Origin of the sequence: Lysinibacillus sp. Y5S-8, from assembly GCF_036894365.1 — a bacterium.
Taxonomy (GTDB): Bacteria; Bacillota; Bacilli; order Bacillales_A; family Planococcaceae; genus Lysinibacillus; species Lysinibacillus fusiformis_D.
The window spans coordinates 1609179-1625641 of the sequence record NZ_CP145889.1; the positions used below are offsets into that span (position 1 = coordinate 1609179).

16 protein-coding genes are annotated in these 16463 nt (G+C 40.1%); 12 read left to right on the forward strand and 4 right to left on the reverse strand.

The window, feature by feature from the left end:
• Nucleotides 1-42: 42 nt before the first annotated feature.
• Entirely contained in the window at nucleotides 43-717 is a 675-nt protein-coding gene (locus tag V6670_RS07570; protein WP_058844265.1) for a zinc metallopeptidase, read from the forward strand.
• A 55-nt stretch (nucleotides 718-772) separates the two neighbouring features.
• Here the strand turns inward: V6670_RS07570 and V6670_RS07575 are convergent, their stop codons facing one another.
• Nucleotides 773-1642, reverse strand: a complete 870-nt coding sequence (locus V6670_RS07575; RefSeq protein WP_338653396.1) for a YitT family protein — start codon at nucleotides 1640-1642, stop codon at nucleotides 773-775.
• A gap of 142 nt (nucleotides 1643-1784) precedes the next feature.
• On the opposite strand from V6670_RS07575, the gene V6670_RS07580 reads away from it, so the two are divergent.
• From V6670_RS07580 to V6670_RS07605, 6 genes are all read left to right on the forward strand, one after another.
• A complete protein-coding gene (locus tag V6670_RS07580) occupies nucleotides 1785-2093 on the forward strand; it encodes a nucleotide pyrophosphohydrolase (RefSeq protein ID WP_338653398.1) in 309 nt (102 codons plus the stop codon).
• Nucleotides 2093-2890 carry a 4-hydroxy-tetrahydrodipicolinate reductase gene (gene dapB / locus V6670_RS07585; protein WP_338654537.1) on the forward strand — a complete coding sequence of 266 codons (798 nt, stop codon included), beginning with the start codon at nucleotides 2093-2095 and terminating at the stop codon, nucleotides 2888-2890. Before V6670_RS07580 ends, dapB begins: the two co-directional genes overlap by 1 nt.
• A 19-nt stretch (nucleotides 2891-2909) precedes the next feature.
• The gene (mgsA, locus tag V6670_RS07590; protein WP_036124530.1) at nucleotides 2910-3314 is read left to right on the forward strand and encodes a methylglyoxal synthase; all 405 of its coding nucleotides are present in this window, start codon (nucleotides 2910-2912) and stop codon (nucleotides 3312-3314) included.
• A gap of 33 nt (nucleotides 3315-3347) precedes the next feature.
• Entirely contained in the window at nucleotides 3348-4493 is a 1146-nt protein-coding gene (bshA, locus tag V6670_RS07595; RefSeq protein WP_036124528.1) for an N-acetyl-alpha-D-glucosaminyl L-malate synthase BshA, read from the forward strand.
• Nucleotides 4480-5649, forward strand: coding sequence for a CCA tRNA nucleotidyltransferase (locus V6670_RS07600; RefSeq protein ID WP_338653402.1), 1170 nt, complete (start codon nucleotides 4480-4482; stop codon nucleotides 5647-5649). Before bshA ends, V6670_RS07600 begins: the two co-directional genes overlap by 14 nt.
• 169 nt (nucleotides 5650-5818) lie before the next feature.
• Nucleotides 5819-6802: a biotin--[acetyl-CoA-carboxylase] ligase gene (locus V6670_RS07605; protein ID WP_036124524.1), complete on the forward strand. Its 984-nt coding sequence runs from the start codon at nucleotides 5819-5821 to the stop codon at nucleotides 6800-6802.
• Between the two features lie 46 nt (nucleotides 6803-6848).
• Here the strand turns inward: V6670_RS07605 and V6670_RS07610 are convergent, their stop codons facing one another.
• Genes V6670_RS07610 through V6670_RS07620 form a run of 3 tightly spaced genes read right to left on the reverse strand, consistent with a single transcriptional unit; the run spans nucleotide 6849 to nucleotide 8601 of the window.
• On the reverse strand, nucleotides 6849-7685 hold the full coding sequence (locus V6670_RS07610; RefSeq protein WP_338653403.1) for a DUF4097 family beta strand repeat-containing protein: 837 nt from the start codon (nucleotides 7683-7685) through the stop codon (nucleotides 6849-6851).
• On the reverse strand, nucleotides 7686-8288 hold the full coding sequence (locus V6670_RS07615; protein WP_036124520.1) for a DUF1700 domain-containing protein: 603 nt from the start codon (nucleotides 8286-8288) through the stop codon (nucleotides 7686-7688).
• Nucleotides 8281-8601: a PadR family transcriptional regulator gene (locus V6670_RS07620; RefSeq protein WP_338653405.1), complete on the reverse strand. Its 321-nt coding sequence runs from the start codon at nucleotides 8599-8601 to the stop codon at nucleotides 8281-8283. The genes V6670_RS07615 and V6670_RS07620 overlap by 8 nt, the downstream gene beginning before the upstream one ends.
• 429 nt (nucleotides 8602-9030) lie before the next feature.
• Between V6670_RS07620 and panB the strand changes: the two genes are divergently transcribed.
• The 5 genes from panB to dinG all read left to right on the forward strand — a co-directional run bounded on the left by panB (nucleotide 9031) and on the right by dinG (nucleotide 16439).
• Nucleotides 9031-9870: a 3-methyl-2-oxobutanoate hydroxymethyltransferase gene (gene panB / locus V6670_RS07625; RefSeq protein WP_271912793.1), complete on the forward strand. Its 840-nt coding sequence runs from the start codon at nucleotides 9031-9033 to the stop codon at nucleotides 9868-9870.
• Nucleotides 9867-10721 (forward strand): pantoate--beta-alanine ligase, encoded by an 855-nt coding sequence (gene panC, locus V6670_RS07630; RefSeq protein WP_338653411.1) that lies wholly within the window; start codon nucleotides 9867-9869, stop codon nucleotides 10719-10721. Before panB ends, panC begins: the two co-directional genes overlap by 4 nt.
• Before the next feature lie 2 nt (nucleotides 10722-10723).
• Entirely contained in the window at nucleotides 10724-11107 is a 384-nt protein-coding gene (gene panD, locus V6670_RS07635; protein WP_036124512.1) for an aspartate 1-decarboxylase, read from the forward strand.
• A 274-nt stretch (nucleotides 11108-11381) separates the two neighbouring features.
• Nucleotides 11382-13487: a 5'-nucleotidase C-terminal domain-containing protein gene (locus V6670_RS07640; RefSeq protein WP_338653413.1), complete on the forward strand. Its 2106-nt coding sequence runs from the start codon at nucleotides 11382-11384 to the stop codon at nucleotides 13485-13487.
• 180 nt (nucleotides 13488-13667) lie between these two features.
• Nucleotides 13668-16439, forward strand: a complete 2772-nt coding sequence (gene dinG / locus V6670_RS07645) for an ATP-dependent DNA helicase DinG (protein ID WP_338653415.1) — start codon at nucleotides 13668-13670, stop codon at nucleotides 16437-16439.
• Nucleotides 16440-16463: the final 24 nt, after the last annotated feature.

The window sequence follows — 16463 nt, forward strand, 5'->3', positions numbered from 1 at the left end:
ATAGTATTGAGGTAGAAAGGGGTTAGAAAATTGTCAACTAGCATGTATATTGTTTATTTTGCCATTATTATGCTGCTTCCACTTTATGCACAGATGAAGGTAAAGGGTACGTATAAGAAGTTTGCAAAACAACGTACAATGAAGGGGCAGACTGGTGCAGAGGTAGCGCGTGCGATTTTAGATGCGAACGGCTTATATGATGTACGAGTTGTGCCAACGCAAGGTGTGTTGTCTGATCATTATAATCCGGCAACAAAAACAGTTGCTTTATCAGAAAGTAACTTTTATGAAGCGAGTGTTGCAGGTGCTGCGGTTGCTGCCCATGAGGTAGGTCACGCCATCCAACATAAAGAAGCTTATTCTATGCTTACATTACGTAGTAAGCTCGTTCCCGTAGCGAATATTTCGTCTAATATGTCTTGGATTTTTGTAATGATTGGTATTTTTGCAAGTAGTACGAATTTCTTGCTGTTAGGTATCATATTATTAGCAGCAGGTGTTGTTTTCCAATTAGTGACACTGCCAGTGGAGTTCGATGCTTCAAAACGTGCCTTAGTTCAAATGAATTCATTAGGTATTGTTACAAATGAAGAAGAACGTCCGGCACGAAAAGTGTTAAGTGCAGCAGCGCTAACATATGTAGCGGCGGCAGCAGTAGCTGTACTTGAGTTATTACGTTTAGTGTTAATTTTTACAAATATGCGTAGCGACGACTAAGAAAAAACTTGTTATAGTGGTACACCACTATAGCAAGTTTTTTATCTTCGTATGCTTAATGCAGTGGCTGCTTTTGATCGTCTAAGGTGAAGCCTTCTCCAGCCACATCTCGTACTTCTATAATGGAAACAAAGGCGTGCGGGTCGACTTCATGCACAATTGATTTTAATCGTACAACTTCATTGCGGCCAATGACACAATAGATCACTTCTTTAGGCTGTTTGGTAAAATGACCATGACCTTCTAAGATCGTTATCCCTCGCTCCATTCGTAGCGCAATCGTTTCAGCAATTGCACCAGACTTTTCAGATATAATAAGAGCACCACGTGCAGCGTAGGCACCTTCTTGGACAAAGTCAATAACACGAGCACCTACAAATACAGCTACTAATGTATACATCATCGATCGAGCATCTAAGAATGTTAGCCACGAAAGGATAATGACAATGGCATCGAAGACAAACATAGTTTTCCCCATACTCCAGCCAAAATATTTATGACCAAGCCGAGCCAAAATATCGACTCCACCTGTAGTGCCGCCAAAGCGAAAAACAATACCAAGTCCAAGTCCGACGAAGACACCAGCAAAAAGTGCCACAAGTAACATGTCATCCTCTAAATGAATGGTAAATTGATATTTTTGGAAAATCTTTAGAAAAAGAGAAACAGATAAAGTGCCGACAAGTGTATAGATAAATGATTTCTTTCCAAGCAATCGATAACCTATGATAAACATGGGAATATTTAATAATAGGTTCATTAAGGCGGGGTCCCATCCTAATGTAAAGTACAGTATGAGTGTAATCCCACTTAGCCCACCTTCACCCAGCTGATTTTGGATGTTGAAGTGAACAAAACCGAAGCTGAAAACGGCGGCTCCGAGCATAATTGCGATAATATTACGAATTTTAATCTGTTTTAGCATTTGACCTCCTGTAGTTCCAAACAAATGAAGTAATGTTATCTATTATCTGACATTTTATTGGTTTTGACAACAATGGTGTAAATTTTATAGGATGGTAAATAGGAGCGTGATGATAATGACAGATCAATTAACAATGTAAGCATTGCAACAGCGTGTTGATGATTATATAGGACAATTTAAAGAAGGCTATTTCCCACCATTTGAGCTACTTGCGCGTTTAACAGAAGAATTAGGTGAACTGTCACGTGAGGTTCAGGATGTATATGGCCAAAAAAAGAAAAAAAGCACAGAGGACACAAATAGCATTGAAGAAGAGCTAGGAGATTTTTTCTTTGTACTAGTATGTTTTGCAAATGCACAAGGTATTAAACTAGATGAAGCACTTTTACGCGTCATACATAAATTTGAAACTAGAGATAAGGATCGTTGGACTAGAAAGGATGAAGAATGATGTCGATTCGTGTAGCCATTGCGGGTGCAAGAGGAAAAATGGGGGCTGAGGCTGTACATACGGTCATGAAACATGACAAAATGGAATTAGTAGCTGTACTAGATTATAAGGAAGTAGGAAAAACATTAGCTGATTTAGACATGTTTCCAGCAAGCTATACGGTACCTATATTTACTGAAATGCATGATCTTGTAGAAGTTACTGCACCAGATGTATTAGTAGATTTAACCAACCCACATGCAGTCTATAAGCATACTAAGGAAGCATTGAATTTAAATGTACGACCTGTAATTGGTACAACAGGATTTACAGATACACAACTAGAAGAATTATCAGCCATGGCCAAAGAAAAAGAGTTGGGTTGCATTATTGCACCAAACTTTGCGATTGGCGCTATCCTAATGATGAAATTTGCAAAAGAAGCGGCCAAATACTTACCAGATGTAGAGATTATTGAAATGCACCATGATCAAAAGCTCGATGCACCATCTGGGACAGCGTTAAAAACAGCACAGCTAATACAAGAGGCCCGTATGCAAAAGACTCAAGGACATCCAGAGGAAAAGGAAACCATTAAAGGTGCAAGAGGTGGAGACTTTGATGGCATGCGCATTCACTCCGTTCGTTTACCTGGTTTAGTGGCACACCAGCAAGTATTATTTGGAGGAGATGGGCAGCTACTGACGATTCGCCATGATTCATTAAACCGAAACTCCTTCATGTCAGGCATTGCATTTTGCATAGAAGAGGTTATGAAAATGGATCAGCTTGTTTATGGTTTAGAAAACATCATCTAAAGATTGGGATGGAAGCTATATGAAAATCGCATTGATTGCACATGATCGTAAAAAAGACAATTTAGTACAGTTTGCTATTGCTTACAAAGATATTTTACTTGAACATACGCTATATGCTACTGGAACAACGGGACAACGTGTCATTGAAGCTACTGGTTTAGAAGTCACACGTTTTCGTTCGGGGCCGCTTGGTGGCGACCAACAAATTGGTGCTATGATTGCCAATAACGATATGGACATGGTTATTTTTTTCCGTGATCCATTAACAGCACAACCACATGAGCCAGATGTTTCTGCACTTATCCGTCTTTGTGATGTTTACCAAGTGCCACTGGCAACAAATATGGGAACAGCAGAAATATTATTAAAAGGCCTACAAGAGGGCTTTGTGGATTGGAGACTGATACAAGAAAGACGTAACTAATAAAAGACGTGATTTAGAAAGGATGATCATCGAATGAAAAAGCTAAAAATCGGCATTACCTGTTATCCTACAGTTGGTGGCTCTGGTGTCATTGCAACAGAATTAGGCAAAATGCTTGCAGAAAGAGGACATGAAATTCATTTCATCACCTCAAGCGTACCATTTCGATTAAATAAAATTTATCCAACCGTCTTTTTCCATGAAGTCGAAGTTAATAATTATTCAGTGTTTCAATATTCTCCATACGATATTGCATTAGCGAGTAAAATGGCAGACGTCATTAAGGATGAAGAGTTGGATGTGTTGCATGTGCATTATGCCATCCCACATGCGGTATGTGCGGTATTAGCACGTGAAATGAGTGGTCGAGATGTTGGCATCGTCACAACCCTTCATGGCACAGATATATCGGTGCTTGGGCAAGATTCTACGTTGTCACAAGCCATTAAGTATGGAATTGATAAATCTGATATTGTGACAACGGTGTCACATGCATTAAAAGAACAAACCTATGAATTGATTGATACAGTAAAACCAATTGAAACGATTTATAACTTTGTGGATGAGCGTGAGTACTATCCTCGTAATTCCGGAAATTTAAAAGAGCAATTTGGTATTCAAGAAGATGAAAAAGTGCTTATTCATGTGTCAAACTTCCGTAAAATTAAGAATCTTCCGGATATTATAGATGCCTTTATGAAAATTCGTGCTAATATGAAGGCGAAACTCTTATTGGTAGGAGATGGTCCAGAAAAGCATCGTGTCATGGATCAAGTAAAGGAAAGTCTGTATATGAAGGATGTTTTATTTTTAGGGAAACAGGAAAATTTAGCAGAATTATATGCGATTAGCGATATGAAACTATTACTTTCACAGCAGGAATCGTTTGGACTGGTTTTATTAGAAGCAATGGCTTGTGGCGTACCTTGTATTGGGTCAAATGTAGGCGGTATACCAGAAGTCATTGAACATGGTGTAGATGGCTATATTGTGGAATTAGGGGACACAGAGGCAGTTGCAGCGTATGCGACTCATTTACTGCAGGATGAAGAACTATTATTACGTTTCCGAGAAGCGGCCATCCGTGCAGTAGATAACAAATTCCACTCATCTAAAATTGTTGAACAATATGAAAAACTGTATGAGAAGGTTGCGGAAAGAAATCATGCAAAACAATAAAGAATGGCAGGCAGCCTATTCAGTCATTGAACAACTAGAACAGGCTGGCTATGAGGCAGTTATTGTGGGTGGCGCTGTAAGGGATGCTTTACTTAATCGCCCTGCTCATGATGTAGATGTTGCTACAAATGCCTTGCCTGAAGAAGTGAAATCGGTATTTCCACGAACAGTAGATATTGGGATTCAGCATGGGACGGTACTTGTTATCGTACCCGCTGGACCTATTGAAGTGACTACCTATCGGACAGACGGGGAATACACGGATCACCGTCGTCCAGAAAAAGTACAATTTGTACGTTCATTGCAAGAAGATTTACAACGTCGAGACTTTACGATGAATGCTATTGCAATGCGTCTTGATGGCTCTTATGTGGATTATTACGGTGGTTACCAAGATATTGAAAAGCGTATGATTCGAGCGGTAGGAGATGCACAACAACGTTTTTCAGAAGACGCTTTACGCATGCTGCGAGCAGTACGCTTTTCAGCACAGCTTGATTTTGCCATAGCAGCAGATACAATGTCTGCAATTCAAACTAGAGCATCTGATATTGCTTTTATCGCAAGGGAACGGATCAAAGCAGAGCTCGATAAGCTATGGGTAGGACAAGCAGTTTTTGGTGGTATTCGAAAATTAGAGGAAAGTGGTTTGGCTGCCTATTTACCAGGTGACTTTCAGGCTGAGTATTGGCGTGGCTTTCATACAGAGGACAAGCTCTTGGGCTGGGCTTATTTTGCCTTACTGCAAGGGACAGATTGGCGAGAGATAGTGAGAGATTACCGCCTATCTAATAAAGAAATGGCGTTTGTCAAATCGGTTTTGAGCGCATATGAAGCGTTAAAAGAGGGATGGACAAATACCCATTATTTTATGTACACAGCACAAGAGTTAGAGGCTGCCCAATATTTTGCACGGCTTCGCCAATTGGACGCAGCGCTACCACAGCTGTCTATTCGAGAATTACAGGCAATGTTGCCTATTCAACAAAAGCAAGATTTAGTGGTGAATGGGGCGGATTTATTGAAATGGTCTGGAAAAAAAGGTGGACCATGGCTAAAAGATGCATTGGAGGACATGTTGACCGCTATTATTCATCATGAACTCCAAAATGATCGACAACAGATTAAAAACTGGCTAGAGCAGCACTATTTCTAGGAAAGCGTGGCTGACTTATGGCTGGCTAACTCAATATACAACAAGCAGCCGTCTCAGAAACATGGGACGGCTTTTATCTTTGGTGGTCATTTAGACTGATTTACAGTATGATAAAGACAAAATAGGTTACATAAAAAATAGCATAGTTGACTAAAGGATTGATGTGAAGATGACAATTTCCATGAAAGACGAAATTTTAAAAAGAATACTGGCTGCTGATGGTGAAGCAGTTTCAGGTCAGGAATTAGCAGATTCTTTGGGTGTCTCTCGGACGGCTGTCTGGAAGCATATGCAGACATTGCAGGAGGAAGGGTATACATTTGAAACCATCAAGAAAAAGGGGTATGTATTGACGGGTGTACCTAATAGCTTGAATCCAACCCAAATTGAGCTCTTTTTAAAGACAGCGCATTTTGGACGTGAAATCCATTATTATGATGTGGTAGATTCTACACAAACGATTGCGCATAAGCTAGCTCAAGAAGGAGCCCCACACGGTACGATCATTATTGGTGAGGAACAAACAGCGGGGCGTGGCCGTATGGCGCGTCCTTGGGAATCTGCACATGGTACTGGGATTTGGATGACCATTATTGTACGACCTGATGTTACCCCCCAACAGGCATCCTCCTATACACTTGTGGTGGCAGTAGCAGTTACAATGGCTATCAAAACATTATATAAGCATGTAGAACCAGCCATTAAATGGCCCAACGATTTATTAATTAATGGCAAAAAATGTACAGGTATTTTAACGGAGATGCAGGCAGAGGCTGATCTTGTGCAAGCTTTACTTGTTGGGATTGGCATAAATGCGAACCAAGCAGCAGCTGATTTTTCACCTGATATAGCAGATATAGCTACTTCATTACGATTAGAGGCTGGAGAAGAAATCAACCGCGCAGCCCTTGTGGCATCTATCTTGCACTATTTAGAACAATTTACAGAGTTATATGTGAAAGAGGGCTTCGCGAGTATCAAAACGCTATGGCAGCAATTATCCTGTACAATTGGTCAACGTATAGAGGTGAAGACATTACGTGAACGTTTTGAAGGGATTGCTAGTGGAATTACAGATGATGGCGTTCTACAGCTTACTCAGGACAATGGGATAATCCGAACGATTTATGCAGGGGACATCAAAATATTATAGAAAAGAAGCTGCAAGGAATTTTTCTTGCAGCTTCTTGAATTCAGCTTTACTTCAGTGATACATCTAAATCACCATGTGATAAGGAAACATGCAGTTGATGGTCACCATTATTTACTTGCGTCACCTTGCCACTTTGTTCTTCACCATCCATCGTAATATCACCGAAACTAGTTTTTAAGTCATAGCCTAAATCACTTTGTTTGTTTTGTAAGTGAAGTGTCATATCGCCAAAGCTAGAAGAAATGGTGGATTGACCATTTAATGTACCATCTATAGTGATGTCACCATGCTCACTTTCAATGCTAATGCCGTTACTAGCATATTGTTGGAGCGTCAAATCACCAAAGGACTGTGTAATCTCTGTTTTGTCACCAGTCGTGTTAGTGAAGGTAATATCTCCGTAATCTTGCATGAGTTGAAGCTCCTCATAATGTAATCCACGAACAGCTGTATCACCAAAATCACTGTCTATTACAACTGACTCTACTTTTGCATCTTTCGGGACATAGAGCTTGATAGAGGGAGAAGAAAAGTTATTAAAGCCAAATTGAAAACCATCCCTTTTCTTCGCCTTTGTTTCAATCGTTAAAACGCCATTGTCTATATGATAGGTTACGTCTTGCTGCTCAAAGACCTGCGTCTCTAATCTATAGTCGTTATCTCTCGCAATAATTTCAATATCTCCATAGTCATTCACTATATTAATACTTGTAAACGCATCTAACTCATGTGATTGACTCACTAGATTTGTATGGCTTGGGACGTGAAGACCGTCGGCATCTTTGAAAATAAGCCAGCGACCGCCCGAAAAATAACCAACCAATGCAAGTAAAATACCTAATGCAATCATTGTCATGGCGATAAGGGTATTTTTGGATGTCATTTAGAAGCCCCCTTTCCGTTTTTTCGTTATTTTGTGAAATAGTCTTCCTAATGCTTCAACAGAAACAAGAACCGTTTTCTTAATAAAACGTGTGACAAAAGGAAAGAGTAGGACACCTAAGCCCGTTACAACCAATCCCGCACCCATAAAGAGCAGTGCAGTAGGCCAATGCTCTGTTAAAATCAAGAAGCCTGAAATAAGGGCTACGATGCCACCAGCAAAAATACTAATGACTGTCGCGATAATAGCCAGGATCAAGCTGACGATGACTGCGCCGAATGAAAAAATAAGTGCAATAGCTGTTGCCAGTAATGGCAGTGAAAGTGGCGCAGACAATATGGCTAGAATAATGAGCCAAATGGCTGACATATTCTTTTTCGTTGATTTGGCTGAGGAGGTTTCCAAATCCTTTAGTGCGAAATCAGCTAATATTTGTGAGGCGACATGAGAAGGGGAGCCAAGTTGCGACATGACCTGTTGCTCATTTTCCTCTCCAGCTTCCGCAAAGTATTCTTCATAATAAGTAAGCGCAGCATCTAACTCATGCGCAGGAAGCCGACGTAATTTTCCTCGTAGCTGTTTCAAATAGCTTGCTCTATCCATCTAAATTCCCTCCTAAAAGTACACAATCAACCTTTTGCTTATACACTTGCCATTCTTTTAATAGCTCTAATAATCGTATACGTCCTTGCTCTGTAATTTGATAATAGCGTCTATTTCTACCTTGATAGGGCTGATCGTATGTTGTTAAGTAATGTGCTTTTTGTAAGCGGCGTAATACTGGGTACAGTGTAGACTCCGAAATCTCCATGACCGATTGTACTTCCTGTGTTAAAGAATAGCCATAGGCGTCCTCTTTATCGACGATAGCCAATACACAAGCATCAAGTAAAGCTGAACCAAGCTGAAATGTCATCTCTCCACCTCACATATAGTACCTATACTTCATTTTATATTATATGACGTATAGTATGTGGATAGTATATGACGTATAGCATTAATTGTCAATTCTAATGAAAGATAAATTTTACCAATGTCGTTAAACGATGATATTGTAAAAAAATTATATTTGAAGATTAGTAGGAGAATCTGTTATAGTATGAGCTGAAGGGCAGTATCCATTGTGAACGGCACCTTCAAAAGCGCAAGATCCCATATTAACCAATATCTGCCTTGATCTTTTTAGACAGGGACGGAAGAAAACGATACGTTCAAATAGCTTTCTTTTTGTAAGCTATTGCCTCTTGATGAGGTTTTTTCCAATGAACGAAACACTACCCTTCTGTCCTTTTTCGGCACAGAGGGGTTTTTCTGTTTTCTTCCCTTAAAAAAGGAGGACTACAACATGAAAACGACGACAGATTTTTTAAAGATGAAAGCAGCAGGCGAAAAAATCGTAATGGTGACGGCCTATGATTATCCGGCTGCTACATTCGCTGAAGACGCTGGTGTCGATATGATACTGGTCGGTGATTCACTTGGAATGGTCGTGCTTGGCTATGATTCTACAATGCCAGTGACTGTAGCGGATATGATTCATCATGCTAAAGCGGTTCGACGTGGAGCAAAGGATACATTTATGGTCGTGGATATGCCATTCGGTTCTTATCATGGCGATGTCAATGAAACATTAACAACAGCCATTGCGATGATGCAACAAACTGGGGCTGACGCCTTAAAGGTAGAGGGAGCAGGTGAGGTTATTGCTGTCATTCGTAAATTAACATCAGCTGGTATTCCAGTCGTTGCTCATTTAGGTTTATTGCCACAATCAGCAGGGGTGCTAGGCGGTTATAAAGTACAAGGAAAAACGGCTGAACAGGCTGCCACGTTAATTGAAGAAGCAAAACAATGCGAAGAAGCGGGTGCTTGTGCAGTCGTATTAGAATGTATCCCTCACCAGCTGACTGAGGTTGTCTCCGCTAGTCTAATGATTCCGACCATTGGCATTGGTGCAGGAGTAGAAGCTGATGGACAAGTGCTGGTGTATCATGACATGTTAAGCTACGGCTCACATCATGTGCCGAAGTTTGTTCAACAATTTGCCGATATGGGCAAAGAAGCAAGCGCTGGCATGGTTCGCTATGTTGAAGCTGTGAAAGCAGGTACTTTCCCTGCACCAAAGCATTTCTTTACGATGAAAGAAGAAGCATTAGATAAATTATATGGGGGCGTCCAAGCATGAAAGTCGTAACTACCATACAAGCATTAGCTGAAGAAATAAACGCAGCCAAGCAGGCTCATCAAACCATTGGACTTGTTCCGACGATGGGCTATTTACATGAAGGCCATTTAACATTGGCACAAACAGCTCGTGCTGAAAATGATGTAGTCGTTATGAGTATATTCGTCAACCCAACACAATTTGGACCAAATGAAGATTTTGAAAGCTATCCACGTGATTTACCTAGAGATACAGCATTGGCACAGTCTGTTGGTGTTGATATTGTGTTTGCACCAAGTGTGGAAGAAATGTATCCCCACGATGGTGGCATCCGTATACAGGCTGGTGAGCAAGCAACCATTCTTTGTGGTGCGAGTCGTCCAGGCCATTTCGATGGCGTGTTACAGATTGTCTCGAAATTATTTCACTTAGCACAACCAACTCGGGCTTATTTTGGACAAAAGGATGCACAGCAAGTTGCCATTATTGCAACGATGGTACGTGATTTTAATTTCCCATTAGAAATGCGTGTTGTCCCAATTGTCCGTGAGGAAGACGGTTTAGCGAAATCTTCTCGCAATGTCTATTTAAGTGAGACAGAGCGACAGGAGGCTCCAGCCATCAATGAAGCATTACAATTGGCACGTGATAGCTTTCTAGCGAATGGTGATGCTGTGCGTGCACTGGCTAAAGCAAAAGCTCATATTCATGCACGAACGCATGGTCAGATTGACTATATTGAAATATTAGCTTACCCAGATTTAACACCCGTGACTGCTACGACACAGCAAGCTCTGTTGGCAGCAGCTGTCTATATAGGTAAAACACGTTTAATCGATAATTGTATCTTTACTGTGAAGGAAGGACTGTAAATATGTTACGTATGATGATGAATAGTAAAATCCACCGTGCAACAGTGACACAGGCGGATTTAAATTACGTCGGCTCCATAACAATTGATGAAGATATTTTAGATGCAGTAGGTATGCTAGCAAATGAAAAAGTACATGTCGTGAATAATAATAATGGTGCCCGTTTTGAAACATATATCATTGCTGGTGAACGAGGTTCAGGCGTAATTTGTGTGAATGGTGCAGCAGCACGACTTGTGCAACGTGGCGATATTGTGATCATTATTTCCTATGTCTATGTGGATAATCATGAAGCCAAAGAGCATAAACCAACAGTGGCGATTATGGGAGAGGGCAACACTATTAAAGAAATGATTGCACATGAGCCAGAAGCAACAGTGATGTAGTGAAGTGAGTTTTGCTGTGTAGCATTCATTAAGATGGACGCAGCAATTTATAATTTGATATCAGATAGGAGGATGGCAAAGTATAGCCAATCCTCCTTTTTTCTGTATTCGTATCCATTACAAAAGTTTTGGAAAAATTTTTCTTTTCTTACTATTAAATTAGTTTTAAGATTATAATTTTGTAAAAAAATTCGAATGTTCTAGTATTTTGTGTCATATTTATGTAGAATTTAGTTGTTAGTACATCATTTTACTAGTGGAGGTATCATTTGTAATGGAAAATAAACGTAACAAATTTTTAACAGCAACTGCCGCAGCGTTAGCTGTAACAGCGGTAGCAGTAGCACCAGTATCGGCAGCAAGTCCTTTTTCAGATGTAAAAGAAAGTCATGCAGATTTTGATGGCATTGCTACTCTTTATGCAGCGGGGATTATTAGCGGATACCCAGATGGTACATTTAAACCTGATACAAATGTCACACGTGGACAAGCTGCTAAAATGATTGCAGGTGCCTTAAAGCTGGATACGAAAGATGTCGAGAATCCTAACTTTACAGATATTGGTGCATCCAATCCATATTATGGTTCCATTGCAGCGCTTGTAGAGCTAAAAGTTATTTCAGGCTATGGGGACAAAACATTCCGTCCAAACCAAACAATTACACATGGTGATTTAGCAAAAATCTTGTTGTCTATTCCAACATTACCAGAGCTAGAAAGTGTAAAAAACCATGCGGCTAGCGAAAATGTTACACGTGGACAGTTAGCAACTGTGATTGCAGAAGCCCTAACAAAATCAACGCCAGAAGATGGATTTACTTTATCAATTTTACATGTAAATGATACACATGCTCGTGCAAATGAACTACCTAAATTAGCAACAGCTGTAAAGGAGCAACGTGCAGCAAAGGAGAATGTTCTAACATTACATGCTGGTGATGCATTTAGCGGTACACTATACTTTAACGAATTCCATGGACAAGCAGACTTAGCATTATTAAATGAAATCGGCTTTGACGCCATGGTATTTGGTAACCATGAATTTGATTTAGGTTCATCACCTGAAGGCCATCAAGCACTAGTAGACTTTATTAAAGGCGCTAAATTCCCATTTGTGGATGCCAATACAGATTTCTCAGCAGATGACAAATTCACTGGTTTATTTACAGATTTAATTTCAAGTGAGCCTGAAAACGGTAAAATTTATTCAGGTATCGTGAAAGAAATCAATGGAGAAAAAGTAGGTATTTTCGGCTTAACGACAGAAGAAACGAAAGATATTGCTTCTCCAAACAAAGTGAAATTTACAAACTATATCGATGAAGCGGAAAAAGCAGTGGCTGCCTTTGAAGGAATGGGCGTCAACAAAATTATCGCTTTAACACATATCGGTTATAATGATAACCCCAATGTGGATAATGATATTTTACTGGCACAAAACGTACCAGGCATTGATGTCATTGTTGGTGGTCATGATCATACAAAATTAGAGGAGCCATTTGTAGTTGACACAAACACGGTTGGCGAAGCAAAAGATGCTACATTAATTGTACAAGCAAATGAGTATGTAAAATATTTAGGTACACTCGATGTAACATTTGATGGAGATGGTGTTGTCACAAAGTATAAAGGTGAATTAATTGACCTTGGTAAAGTAGCGGAAGATAAGAAATTAGTGAAGCTGCTTGCACCTTATAAAGCAAAAGTAGATGAAGTGAACAACAAAGAAATTGGTGTAACACTGAAAGAAGCATTAGCCAACCCTCGTTCAAGTGAAACTAGTCTTGAAAGTGTGCGTAGCAATGAAACAGCTCTCGGTAATATTATTACTGATGGTATGTTAGCAAAAGCACAAAAATTTACAGATAAAACAGTTGTAATGGCATTGCAAAACGGAGGAGGTATCCGAGAAGCAATTCCAGCAGGTAATATTACTGTCGGTCAGGTCATTACAGTCTTACCATTTGGTAATACATTAGCATTAATGGACGCAACTGGTGCTGAGCTAAAAGCTGCGTTTGAAGTATCATTGAAAAATGTACCGAATGAAAATGGTGGCTTCCTGCACATCGCTGGGGCAAAATTACAATATGATTCATCGAAAGAAGCAGGCTCACGTGTTGTATCTGTGGAGTACTTCGACAAAGCGACAGGTAAGTACATTCCGTTGCAGGATGATAAACGGTATACAGTAGCAACGAATGCATACACGGCTAAAGGTGGAGATGGCTTTGATATGTTTGCGAAAGCATATGAAGAAGGTCGTGTTACAGATTTAGGCTTGTCTGACTGGGAAAACCTTCAAGAGCAATTACTATCACTAAAAGAAGTGAAAACAACAACAGAAGGTCGTATTGTTGACCTAGCTAAAAAACAATAAACTTCTGATTGATTAGGTAAACAGGTAATCGTATTTTCTTTTACGCAACCTTAGGGGCTTCCTCTAAGGTTGCGTTTTTTGTATGGATGAAGTGGCTCACCAAAGGAGGAGAAAGGATGCCGTAAAGACAAATCTATGATAAAATTCAACTTATCTAATGTGAACTGTGAGTTGAGATGTATGATGGAAAGTCAAAAATATGCAATTGTAGATTTGGAGACAACTGGTCATTCACCAGCAAATGGAGACCGGATGATTCAAATCGCGATTGTTATTATGAAAGATTGGGAAATTGAGCGTACCTATACGAAGTTCATTAATCCAGGAAAAACCATTCCATCTTTCATTCAAGATTTAACGCATATCACGGATGAAGATGTTAAGGATGCCTTACCATTTGAGGCACATGCGGATTACATATATGAACTCTTAACTGATTGTGTGTTTGTCGCACATAATGCAGATTTTGACTTATCCTTTTTACAAGCAGAATTTAAACGTGCCGGACTATTGAAGTGGCAGGGTAAAAAAATGGATACGGTGGAGTTAGCTAAAATTTTGTTTCCGATGTCCCTCAGCTTTAAGCTAGGGGATTTAGCAGCAGATTTAAATATCGAGCTAGCCAACGCACATCGAGCAGACGACGATGCTCTTGCTACGGCAGAGCTATTCAAATATTGCTGGAAGGAGCTGTTAAATCTCCCACAGCTAACGCTAGAACAGATGCACAAGCGTTCATTTCGCATGAAATCAAATATTTCTCAGCTTTTTTTCGAGGCATTACAAATTAAACGTCAGCATCTGACAGGTCATGAAAATGTGCATTATTACCGCAATTTTGCCATTTGTAATGGTCGTAATCAGCATGAGAATGAATCACAAACGATGGACTATCCGCAAACGGTGGATGAAAAAAAGGCATTAATGGCAAAGGCACTCCCAAATTTTGAGGTAAGACCTGCACAATTTGAGATGATGGACACGATTTGGCAGGCATTACATGAACAAAAAGAGTGTGTGATTGAAGCTTCTACAGGTATTGGCAAAACCGCTGGCTATTTACTTCCTGCGATTTTGTATGCACGTGCTGTCCATAAAAAGATAGCCATTAGCACCTATACTTCTCATCTACAGGAACAGCTTGTAGAGGAAGAGCTACCTAAGATTGAAAAAATCCTTGGGACAAAAGTGAATTTATGTGTGCTGAAGGGAATGCAGCATTACATTGATCTGGAACGCTTTGAGCAATGTATGGCCCATGCTGATGAATCCTATGATGATACATTTACTATTTTACAAATACTCGTTTGGCTGACAAAAACAGAGACAGGTGTGTTAAGTGAGCTCAATGTTTCTGGTGGCGGCCAACTGTTTTTAGAGAAAATCCGCAAAATACCGAGTGACAAGCCTTCAAAGGGCTTTGATTTCTATGAACGAGCGTTAAAGAATAGCACTGTTGCGGACTGTATTGTGACGAATCATGCCATGGTATTGAGCGATTTAGTGCGTCAAACACCGCTCTTTACACAAATTGATGGCTGGATTATGGATGAGGCACATCAATTTATTCAGGCAGCAATGCAGCAAGATGAGGTTGTGTTCTCCTATACACAATGGAAGTATATTTTCGGCCAAATCGGCACGATGGAGGACAGTGCTTTATTTCAACAGTTTTGCCAGGCAGCAAAGAAAAAACAGCGAGTAGCTATGCAAAATTTACAGCGACTGGATGCACAATTTATCCGTCTACAACGAACATTTGATGAAACAATTCAGCAAGCGATTCAAAAAATGCAACAGCAAGTTAAAGGGAAGCAAACTGGTAGTAAATGTACCTTGTTTTTAGAGGATGTTTCATTGGCGAAAGAGCCATTTGCGCTAGTCAGTAAACTGACACAGCAATGGTTGGATCTAGCTAGTGGAATTACGCAGGCATTCGAAAATAATATTGAGCAATTAGATAAAAATGACCTTTTTGTATTGTCTGAATGGCAGTATTGGATTCGAGAAGTGAAAATAAAAATTGCAGAATGGGAAGATATTTTTCTCTCCCCGCAGGACGGCAATTCTGTTTGGTTAGAATTTGATGTACGAAGTGTTCCAGGCAGTCTCCATGTCTTTAAAAAGCCCGTCAATGTCACACCAATTATTGAACAAGTGTTAGCACCTCTACGTCAGCAAGCAAGTATTGTTTGGACATCAGGTACATTAACGGTACCTGGCAATGAACGTTTTATTACACGTCAGCTAGGCATCTCAAATGAAGTCAAAGTTATGAAACTACAAGCACCACCGGCCTATTATGCGGGCGCTAAGGCATTTATTGTAACTGATATGCCAGATATTCAGCATGTCAGCCAAGAAGAATACATTGAGGCTGTTGCCCATGCTATTACACGGACAGTTCGTATGACAGAGGGGCGTTGCTTTGTGCTCTTTACGGCACAGGATATGCTACGAAAAACGGTCGAGCTTATTCAAGATAGTGAGCTTTTAGATGACTATATGCTTTTTGCACAAGGTGTGACAGGCGGTAGCCGTATGCGCATTTTAAAATCATTCCAAAAATTTAGCCATGCCGTGCTTTTTGGCACAAATAGCTTTTGGGAGGGTGTGGATGTGCCAGGGGATGCCCTTGCCTCTGTCATTGTGGTACGCTTACCATTTTCTTCACCAGAAGAGCCCGTCTTTAAAGCGAGAGCAAAGCATCTAACAGCTCAAGGCCGTAATTCCTTTACAGAGCTTTCCTTACCAGAGGCCATTATGCGCTTTAAGCAAGGCTTTGGTCGATTAATTCGTTCTTCTCAAGATAAAGGTGCGTTTATTGTACTAGATCGTCGTATTACTAGTAAGTCCTATGGAAAAGAGTTTATTAAGGCATTACCGCCCATCGACGTAAGGAAATTACAGCTACCCGAATTGTTAAAAGAACTAAATCATTGGCAAAAATAACAGTAACCCCTTTTAGCATAAGCT

Bases quoted from the DNA above. Each gene is read 5' to 3' on its own strand.
- dinG (WP_338653415.1), top strand. From the start codon at position 13,668: ATGATGGAAAGTCAAAAATATGCAATTGTAGATTTGGAGACAACTGGT.
- panC (WP_338653411.1), top strand. From the start codon at position 9,867: ATGAAAGTCGTAACTACCATACAAGCATTAGCTGAAGAAATAAACGCA.
- V6670_RS07570 (WP_058844265.1), top strand. From the start codon at position 43: ATGTATATTGTTTATTTTGCCATTATTATGCTGCTTCCACTTTATGCA.
- panB (WP_271912793.1), top strand. From the start codon at position 9,031: ATGAAAACGACGACAGATTTTTTAAAGATGAAAGCAGCAGGCGAAAAA.
- panD (WP_036124512.1), top strand. From the start codon at position 10,724: ATGTTACGTATGATGATGAATAGTAAAATCCACCGTGCAACAGTGACA.
- bshA (WP_036124528.1), top strand. From the start codon at position 3,348: ATGAAAAAGCTAAAAATCGGCATTACCTGTTATCCTACAGTTGGTGGC.
- V6670_RS07600 (WP_338653402.1), top strand. From the start codon at position 4,480: ATGCAAAACAATAAAGAATGGCAGGCAGCCTATTCAGTCATTGAACAA.
- V6670_RS07620 (WP_338653405.1), bottom strand. From the start codon at position 8,601: ATGACATTTCAGCTTGGTTCAGCTTTACTTGATGCTTGTGTATTGGCT.
- V6670_RS07605 (WP_036124524.1), top strand. From the start codon at position 5,819: ATGACAATTTCCATGAAAGACGAAATTTTAAAAAGAATACTGGCTGCT.
- V6670_RS07615 (WP_036124520.1), bottom strand. From the start codon at position 8,288: ATGGATAGAGCAAGCTATTTGAAACAGCTACGAGGAAAATTACGTCGG.
- V6670_RS07640 (WP_338653413.1), top strand. From the start codon at position 11,382: ATGGAAAATAAACGTAACAAATTTTTAACAGCAACTGCCGCAGCGTTA.
- V6670_RS07575 (WP_338653396.1), bottom strand. From the start codon at position 1,642: ATGCTAAAACAGATTAAAATTCGTAATATTATCGCAATTATGCTCGGA.
- dapB (WP_338654537.1), top strand. From the start codon at position 2,093: ATGTCGATTCGTGTAGCCATTGCGGGTGCAAGAGGAAAAATGGGGGCT.
- V6670_RS07610 (WP_338653403.1), bottom strand. From the start codon at position 7,685: ATGACATCCAAAAATACCCTTATCGCCATGACAATGATTGCATTAGGT.
- mgsA (WP_036124530.1), top strand. From the start codon at position 2,910: ATGAAAATCGCATTGATTGCACATGATCGTAAAAAAGACAATTTAGTA.